Origin of the sequence: Acinetobacter sp. NIPH 1852, from assembly GCF_022549455.1 — a bacterium.
Lineage (GTDB): Bacteria > Pseudomonadota > Gammaproteobacteria > Pseudomonadales > Moraxellaceae > Acinetobacter.
Genome location: NZ_JAKZGG010000014.1, coordinates 80,243 through 86,729, shown reverse-complemented (window position 1 = coordinate 86,729; position 6,487 = coordinate 80,243). Strand labels below are relative to the sequence as shown.

Here is a 6,487-nt window from a genome sequence, read left to right as displayed (position 1 = left end):
CCTGATCCCTTCCCGAACTCAGAAGTGAAACCTCTTCGCGCTGATGGTAGTGTGGCACTTGCCATGTGAGAGTAAGTCATCGCCAGCTTTTAAATTCAAAACCTCCCAACTTATGTTGGGAGGTTTTTTATTGTGTAGAATTTCAATAAAAAAATGGGGAAAAACTGCGTTTTATAATTAATTTGGGTTTAGACAACGTATTAAATTTAATCAGTCCTTTATTGTGAGGCGTAAATCAAATATAAATATTTGAATAGAACAATGTAAGCTATTATTTAGATGTACTTTTAGTACCTTAAAATTATAAGAAGGAAACGTTTGTGTTTAATGTCATTGTGCAGTTGATGGGTGGAATCGGTTTATTTCTTTTAGGCATGTCTCTGATGACAGATAGTCTAAAAGCAATCGCGGGTGAAGCACTGCGGCAATGGTTAGTCAGATTTACAAACTCACCAATGAAGGCTGTTTTATCAGGGATTGGTTTAACCGTTGTGGTTCAATCCTCGACAGCCACCACTTTGGCAACGATAGGCTTTGTTAGTGCAGGAATATTAAGTTTTAGCCATGCGATTGGTGTGATTATTGGTGCAAACATAGGCACGACAAGCACTGGTTGGATGGTTGCATTACTCGGTTTAAAGTTTTCTATTGCTAGTTTTTCCTTGCCCTTAATTGGTATAGGTGCGGCACTCAAATTATTTGGTAAAGAAAAATTTAGTTTTATTGGACTCACTTTGGCAGGCTTTGGGCTGTTATTTCTAGGGATTCAATTTTTACAAGATGCCATGAGTGGTATGGCTTTATTAATCGATCTATCTCGGTGGGCTGAACCAACTTTAATGATGAAACTCATTCTTGTGGTTATTGGTGTCCTCATGACGATCTTATTGCAATCCTCCAGTGCAGCGATTACAACCACATTAGCAGCGCTCTCTACCTCTACAATTAATTTAGAACAAGCTCTGGCTTTAGTGATTGGTCAAAATGTTGGAACGGTCGCAACTGCTATCCTTGCAGCGATAGGGGCGACCACCAGTGCTAAGCGAACAGCAGCAGTTCATGTCATGTTTAATATTGTGACTGCCATTTTTGCATTTATTCTATTATCTCCAGTATTTATATGGGCATATCATCATATTGAAAGTATTCATCAATTGGATTCTGTGATCTTAGTTGCGGGATTTCACACGACTTTTAGTTTATTAGGGGCATGTATTTTCATGCCTTTTTTGTCTCAATTTGAGCAATTGATTATTCGTTTATTGCCCGAAAAACAACCGCTGATTACACGATATTTAGACGAGTCACTTTATAGTGTTCCTGCTTTGGCGATTGCAGCAGTAGAACGTGCACTTTTGCAATCGATAGCTGATATGTATGGAATTTTTATACGTTGTATTCGTGGAGGTGTCGTTACTTCATTGGTTAAAACGGATGAGTTCGATCAAACCTTGCTTAAAGTTGAGCATTATTTAGATAAAATGACGGTTTCACAGTCTTTAGAAGATCAACATCGTTTAATCATTTTATTGAGATTGGCAGTGTATGTCCGTGTTCTTAAAAATGATTTAAGCAGCGTTGCGCATATTGAAAGCATTCAAAATCAAAGAAATATTCATGAATTGGCCAATCAGTTTGCAACGATTCTTGAGCAATTTATTCCGTATTTAATGCATGAACCATTTGCACGAATCCCAAAAAAACTTGTAGATGAGTTAGCTGATTTTTCCGCAGAGATGCAAGCACATCAAGATTTGGTCCGGCAGAAAATTATTGAGGACTCTTCATCAAGAACAGTATCGGTTACTTATACCTTGGACCAACTCGCTGCACAACGTTGGTTAGAACATTTAGTGATTCATTGTAGTCGTGTGGCGATTTTACTGTGTGATACAGAGCAAGTATTATTGAATGAGGAATTGGGATCAACTCAATTACCATCATGACATGATTGCATTTTCAAATGATAAAAAATGAATCGCAGGTTTTATGGGCTTATGTTTGCTATGCAGTGATAAGTTGTAGCGTTGTCATAGTCTGTGCCTAAGGCGTAATGCGTTTTTATTATGAACATTAAAATCTCATGCTCTATAAATATTGTTTTTCATAAAAGCTAAAGTTTTCTACTTTTCTCATAGGCTGACATGCCTATAATGATTGGGAATCATTCCAAATCTAATAAGGAAATAACATGTCTACTGATCAACAATTTCCAACACCTGCCAATCTTGGTATCGCAGTTTATGAAAATAATGCAGAGGCAATTGGTAATACCCCTTTAGTGCGTATTAATCGTATTATCAAAACGGGTGCAACGGTATTGGCAAAAATCGAAAGCCGTAATCCTGCATTTTCAGTAAAATGCCGTATTGGTGCAGCTTTGATTGCCGATGCGGAAAAACGTGGTCTACTCAAAGCAGGGATGCATATTGTTGAACCAACCAGTGGTAATACAGGTATTGCCTTGGCTTTCGTGGCAGCAGCAAAAGGTTATCCGATTACTTTAACCATGCCTTCAAGTATGAGTTTAGAGCGTCGAAAAGTGCTTAAAGCTTTGGGCGCAAACTTAGTCTTGACTGATCCAGCTAAAGGTATGAAAGGTGCGGTAGATGAAGCAGTACGCTTGGCTACTGAAAATCCAGAACTGTATTTTTTACCACAACAATTTGAGAACCCAGCAAATCCACAGATTCATGTTGAAACAACGGGTCCTGAGATTTGGCAAGCAACCAATGGTCAAGTGGATATTTTGGTTGCAGGTGTCGGTACAGGCGGTACCATTACAGGTATCTCACGTTATTTTGAGCAAATAAAAAATCAGCCTTTGTATTCTGTTGCAGTTGAACCTGCTGAATCAGCAATCATCACCCAAACGAAACGCGGTGAAAGCATTACACCTGCGCCACATAAGATTCAGGGCATTGGGGCGAACTTTATTCCGAAAAATTTAGATCTAGATTTGGTCGATGAAGTTGTACCCGTGAATAGTGCAGATGCAATTGAATGGGCGAGAAAATGTGCGATGCAAGAAGGAATTTTAGTCGGTATTTCTAGTGGTGCGGCATTAGCAGCGGCAGCTCAAATCGCAGAACGTCCTGAAAATGCAGGTAAAACCATTGTGGTCATTTTACCTGATAGCGGCGAGCGTTATTTATCTTCAGTATTGTTTGAAGGTTTATTTGATGAGGCTTAGTTATAAGTTTAGCAAAAAAAGCCATGCTTAAAGCGTGGCTTTTTTATACTTGCTGCAATGATTTATAACGCAGCTTTCAGCATTTTTTTATGATGTTTAACCGACTTCGCATATTTCTTACCTTGGCGCTTCATTTTCCAATTGCGCTGATAACCCGTTGGTCCCACATTATAATAAGCCAGTGCTTTTTCCCAGCTACCGGCAGATTGATTATATTTTGCAAGAATGTAAGTACCACAATTGACGTTGGTATATTCATCAAATAAGTTGCCGCCACAGGTGCTTTGCCAATAACGCGGGATGATTTGTGTGAGTCCAACTGCACCTGCTGACGAGGTGACATAAGGTCTGTAGCTTGACTCTTGTCGAATCATCGCGGCAATAAGCAGTGGATCAACATCGTGTTGTTTAGCACTTTGAATGATCATCGGAGCAACACGATTGGCTGTATCTGGTTGTACTGAATAGGCTTTTTGAATCCCAACTGATAATTTCTGAGCGCGTGTTGCGCTTGAACCACTTAAATGGCTACAAGCCGTTAAGTAAACAGCAGCAAACATTATGCTGAGTTTAAAAAGTAATATCGCGATATTACTGATATGGCGTTTTGCACTGTTTTTTGGAGTGATCATCGTGAAAATAAAAACTTAATCGCATATTCGAAAGTAGGGTGATGGTATGAAGTTAAATTCATGCCGTCAAGTGTGGTTATTTTACTGAGTACAAACAAAAAAGCCCCGACATCCTGTCGAGACTTTTTTATATTCAGTTTATTGCCGTTAACTCCTGTCAACGACCACGTCCTGTGCATCTTGTTGTTCTGAATGAGACTTCCTGTCTCTCTATGATTTATATATTACGGAATAGATTTGTATGGGTATATTCGCCATTCACTGCAAGTTGTGTACGTTTTAACCTACAGTGAATTTTTGACGATGATGACCTTTAACGGTTTTTAAGAATGAGGCTGACCAGTTTCTGTGCGATAGGCGCGCAGACCAGTACACTTGGAAAAGCAAACATCCATGCGATCATCCAAGCTGACATCCACATGGAAAAGAAGTTTTCAACGAAGCCCAATGCTTTTAAAGTGGTGATTCCAGAAATTAGAAATGACATGATACAAGATAGAATTAATGGAAATAAAAGCGTAGCTGCCTTCATCGGTTAGCCTCTTGAGTGGTTCGGGTAAAATGGTATGGCCAGTCGCTATCATACCGTGTTCGCTCGAAAAGGTGAAAAGTGAATTAGAGGGGCTTGAGGAATGAGGAGAATTATTGTTAGGGAACATCAACAGACTAAACTTTAATATATTGCTGTAAAAATTTAAGTGAAAAGTCACCTATATTGTCGTGGATTATTTTAGTGAAAACGCGCGTATACTGATCAGGCATAAGGAGTGGCCATGTCTGAATCAGTTATACGTCCAAGCCATATTGAGTATGGTTCAAAAACATTTACTTCGATTTTATGGTCATTGTTTTTTGCAGGTTTTGCTTCATTTTCATCGCTCTATTGTGTTCAGCCGATGATGCCGATTTTTGCAAAATTCTTTCAGGTTAGCCCGACGCATAGTAGTTTTCCTTTGTCTTTCTCCACCATTGCATTGGCAATGGGTCTGTTGTTTACAGGCTTTATTTCAGATCGGTTTGGACGTAAACCGATTATGGTGTTTGCCTTATTTCTGGTTTCGATTCTATTGCTGATCAGTGCCTCTTTCCCGATTTGGGAGGTGTTTTTAGGTACTCGTATTTTTATTGGTTTAGCGGTGAGTGGTGTGGCAGCCGTAGCCATGACCTACATAGGGGAAGAAATTGCACAAAATGATATCGGTTTCGCGATGGGACTTTATATATCTGGAACCGCGATTGGGGGCATGGGTGGTCGCTTGATTGCAGGGGTGTTGGTCGATTTTATTTCTTGGCAATCTGCTACTTATATTATTGGATTTCTCAACCTCATAATCGCCTGTTTATTCTATTGGTTATTGCCAAAATCTCAGCATTTCCAACCCTATCCGTTCCGTTTTTCTCGCTTTAAAGCTGCTTTTGAACAGAATCTCAAAGATCCGAAATTACGGATTTTATTTGCTCAGGGTTTTATCCTGATGGGATGTTTGGTGACGGTGTTTAATTACATCAGTTATCACTTGTTAGAAGCGCCTTTTCATTTATCACAAACATGGATTGGGGTGATTTCGATTGCCTATTTGGCAGGAATTTATAGTTCACCTAAAGCAGCACAATGGGGCTTTAAATACGGACGGGATAAGGTTCTGCCATTTTTATTGTTGAGTATGATCATTGGATTATTGATTACCTTGATCCCATCGCTTTGGGCCATCTTAATTGGTTTAACTGTTTTTACCTTTTCATTTTTTGCTGCCCATTCAACCGCAAGTAGTTGGGTCTCTGTACAAGCCGTGCAATATCGAGCAGTGGCTTCATCACTGTATTTATTTTGCTATTACATGGGATCTAGTGTGTTGGGGAGTAGCGGCGGTTTGATTTGGGAAAACTTTGGCTGGCTCGGTATTAATTTAAGTGTGGGTGTGGTTTTGGCAATCGGTTTTCTGCTTACCTTTTATTTAGGTGACTCAAAAAAACAGGATATTCTCATAAAATAAAACGACAGATATAGTCGCCGAGGGCTTGCTAAAAATCATTGGATTTTAGTAACTTAATTGAGTGCTAATTTTAAGCACTATCATATTTTTTTTAGATTTTTTATCGTGGGGAAAGAACAATGGAATTACATAGTCGTGTTTATTATAAGCATCCAGATGCAAAAATAATGGGGCAGCTAGAAGTCTTATTTAAGGAACATGAGGGAAATGCGGAAAGGTTCTTACAGGCCGCTTTAGCCATCAATCTAGAAAGTGCGGAAGCCGTACAAGACTTGCTCGATCAAATTGATTCGCCTGAATATGATTTGGAACCAGAAAGTTTATATTATGAGGCGGGTTATGCCGTTTTAGATTTTGTTCATGGTTCTTCTGGCGATGAAAATATTGAAAATATCTTACTTTTTTTAAAAGCTTTGCTGCCAGAGATACATGCCCAAGCATGGGGGTGTGGTGATGATGATCCTTGGGAGTTTTGGTTCAAATTTAATGGGGATGAGTTAATTCGAGAAGATGATGAGCCATTTAACGATCCTGAGGAAGATGAGAACATCAAAGCATCAATTTATGCGTGGTGGCATAAAGACTTACCAACAGAAATTAAGGAAGGTTTTTTAAACGAAGCCTAAACATTATCAGTTAGTTATCACCATATTTCCCCATGCTCTAAA

General features: G+C 39.1%; 6 protein-coding genes and 1 rRNA gene. 5 read left to right on the top strand and 2 right to left on the bottom strand.

All coding sequences use genetic code 11. The features are described from left to right. The 3 genes from rrf to cysK form a co-directional block, all read left to right on the top strand. A 5S ribosomal RNA gene (gene rrf / locus MMO38_RS12140) occupies window positions 1-88 on the top strand; the annotation flags it as partial. 232 nt (window positions 89-320) lie between these two features. Continuing rightward, a complete protein-coding gene (locus MMO38_RS12135) occupies window positions 321-1,946 on the top strand; it encodes a Na/Pi symporter (protein ID WP_241323694.1) in 1,626 nt (541 codons plus the stop codon). A 245-nt stretch (window positions 1,947-2,191) separates the two neighbouring features. Continuing rightward, a complete protein-coding gene (gene cysK / locus MMO38_RS12130; protein WP_241323693.1) occupies window positions 2,192-3,193 on the top strand; it encodes a cysteine synthase A in 1,002 nt (333 codons plus the stop codon). Window positions 3,194-3,255: 62 nt separating this feature from the next. Here the strand turns inward: cysK and MMO38_RS12125 are convergent, their stop codons facing one another. Together MMO38_RS12125 and MMO38_RS12120 are read right to left on the bottom strand one after the other, a co-directional pair. Continuing rightward, window positions 3,256-3,753: a transglycosylase SLT domain-containing protein gene (locus tag MMO38_RS12125; RefSeq protein ID WP_051064199.1), complete on the bottom strand. Its 498-nt coding sequence runs from the start codon at window positions 3,751-3,753 to the stop codon at window positions 3,256-3,258. A gap of 385 nt (window positions 3,754-4,138) precedes the next feature. After that, on the bottom strand, window positions 4,139-4,357 hold the full coding sequence (locus MMO38_RS12120) for a DUF2798 domain-containing protein (protein WP_004668147.1): 219 nt from the start codon (window positions 4,355-4,357) through the stop codon (window positions 4,139-4,141). A 241-nt stretch (window positions 4,358-4,598) separates the two neighbouring features. On the opposite strand from MMO38_RS12120, the gene MMO38_RS12115 reads away from it, so the two are divergent. After that, window positions 4,599-5,819, top strand: a complete 1,221-nt coding sequence (locus tag MMO38_RS12115) for an MFS transporter (protein WP_241323692.1) — start codon at window positions 4,599-4,601, stop codon at window positions 5,817-5,819. A 119-nt stretch (window positions 5,820-5,938) separates the two neighbouring features. Further along, on the top strand, window positions 5,939-6,445 hold the full coding sequence (locus MMO38_RS12110) for a hypothetical protein (protein ID WP_241323691.1): 507 nt from the start codon (window positions 5,939-5,941) through the stop codon (window positions 6,443-6,445). Window positions 6,446-6,487: the final 42 nt, after the last annotated feature.

What these genes read in the sequence shown, in the direction of transcription:
- MMO38_RS12120 (WP_004668147.1), bottom strand. Translation starts at nt 4,357, where the DNA reads ATGAAGGCAGCTACGCTTTTATTTCCATTAATTCTATCTTGTATCATG.
- MMO38_RS12115 (WP_241323692.1), top strand. Translation starts at nt 4,599, where the DNA reads ATGTCTGAATCAGTTATACGTCCAAGCCATATTGAGTATGGTTCAAAA.
- MMO38_RS12125 (WP_051064199.1), bottom strand. Translation starts at nt 3,753, where the DNA reads ATGTTTGCTGCTGTTTACTTAACGGCTTGTAGCCATTTAAGTGGTTCA.
- cysK (WP_241323693.1), top strand. Translation starts at nt 2,192, where the DNA reads ATGTCTACTGATCAACAATTTCCAACACCTGCCAATCTTGGTATCGCA.
- MMO38_RS12110 (WP_241323691.1), top strand. Translation starts at nt 5,939, where the DNA reads ATGGAATTACATAGTCGTGTTTATTATAAGCATCCAGATGCAAAAATA.